Origin of the sequence: Microcystis sp. LEGE 08355 (assembly GCF_015207185.1) — a bacterium.
GTDB lineage: Bacteria > Cyanobacteriota > Cyanobacteriia > Cyanobacteriales > Microcystaceae > Microcystis > Microcystis panniformis.
On record NZ_JADEXI010000772.1, the window covers coordinates 1 to 1,829 of the forward strand.

1 protein-coding gene is annotated in these 1,829 nt (G+C 46.1%); it reads left to right on the forward strand.

The genetic code is table 11. The annotated features are described in order from the left end of the window. Nucleotides 1-399: 399 nt before the first annotated feature. Complete coding sequence (rpoD, locus tag IQ242_RS23880) at nt 400-1,650, forward strand: RNA polymerase sigma factor RpoD (RefSeq protein WP_193961665.1); 1,251 nt, start codon at nt 400-402, stop codon at nt 1,648-1,650. Nucleotides 1,651-1,829 lie beyond the last annotated feature (179 nt).

The window sequence follows — 1,829 nt, forward strand, 5'->3', positions numbered from 1 at the left end:
ATACAATAGCTAAAGACTAAAGGAATTAGCAAGGGCCAATAGGGATGCTTTTCCCCTTGCCAGTGGGAACAGTTGACCCGTCCAATAATTCCTTTGATTGTTAGCTATCTGGTCAGCACCGCAGACAATCGGGTGATCGGATTTCAGTCCTCCAGCCATTTACCCAATTTTTGCAGGAGCCAGATTATGAGTTGACCGAGCTAAAACAGCATTCCGTGTCGCTAAAATCGTATCGACACAAGGAAATTTAAGCAAAAATCTTCTCCCATTTGTTGTAATTAAAGCTACAATCGGAAAAGTCTTTCCCCGTCTCGGATTTGAGACACAAATTTGTTCAGTATCACCTAGATTGAGATTCGATCTTCTAGTTTTGCACAGAAGGAGCAAGAGGAAAACGGCATGACGCAGGCCCACGATGTACTAACCCTTACCGAGCCGCCATTGGATTTAGATTTGATTGACCTAGACGAAGACTTCGATGATGAGGATATCGAGTTAGAGCTAGAAGAAACCAGCGATAGCAACGATGGCAAAAAAACCCGCCGCCTTGCCAGCGCTCGTCGTCGCGACGCCGCTAGAAAAAAACCCTATACAGAAGATTCGATTCGGATTTATCTGCAAGAGATCGGCAGGATTCGGTTATTGAGAGCGGAGGAGGAGATCGAATTAGCGAGAAAAATCGCCGATCTACTGAAATTAGAACGCATTCGCGAAGATTTTTGCCTCTATAGCGATGCTGAATGGGGAAAACAGGTTTTCTTGTTCGAGCGCATCGAGAAAATTATCGCCGAAAAATCGGAAAAAGAACCGAAATTATCGGATATTAAGGCTTATTTAGGTAAGACAGAGCTAATGGCTCCCATGCTGGAAGAATGGCTGGCGAAATCAAAGGAATACTTATCGGCCTTTAAGCGTCGTTTGTACCATGGTCGTCGCGCTAAGGAAAAAATGGTACAATCGAACCTGCGTTTAGTGGTTTCGATCGCCAAAAAATACATGAATCGCGGTCTTTCCTTCCAAGATTTAATTCAAGAAGGTTCCCTCGGTTTGATCCGCGCCGCCGAAAAATTCGACCACGAAAAGGGTTATAAATTCTCCACCTATGCCACTTGGTGGATTCGTCAAGCCATCACCCGGGCGATCGCAGATCAATCCCGCACCATTCGTCTTCCCGTCCACCTCTACGAAACCATCTCCCGGATCAAAAAAACCACCAAGATTCTTTCTCAGGAAATGCGCCGCAAACCCACCGAGGAAGAAATCGCCACTAAGATGGAGATGACCATCGAAAAACTGCGTTTTATTGCCAAATCTGCCCAATTACCGATTTCTCTAGAGACTCCCATCGGTAAAGAAGAAGACTCCCGTTTAGGAGACTTTATCGAAGCGGATGGGGAAACCCCAGAAGATGAAGTTTCTAAAAATTTATTACGCGAGGATTTAGAAAACGTCCTCGATACCCTTAGTCCTCGCGAACGGGATGTGCTGCGTCTGCGCTACGGTTTAGATGACGGCAGGATGAAAACACTCGAAGAAATCGGCCAGATTTTCAACGTCACTCGCGAGCGCATTCGTCAAATAGAAGCCAAGGCCCTGCGGAAACTGCGTCACCCTAACCGCAATAGTATCCTCAAAGAGTACATTCGTTAACTTCCCGCTCTTAAAAAACTAGAAACTGAGTCTCCTTGAGGCTCAGTTTTGCAGTCATCGGAAATTTTGGGTCTGAAACCCCGCCGTTCTAGGTTGGCTTTACGTTAGAATTAAAAGGCCAGTCTCGAAAACCAAGTGGACGGCGCAGCACCTTGAAAACTCGGCTTAGGGGGTTCCGA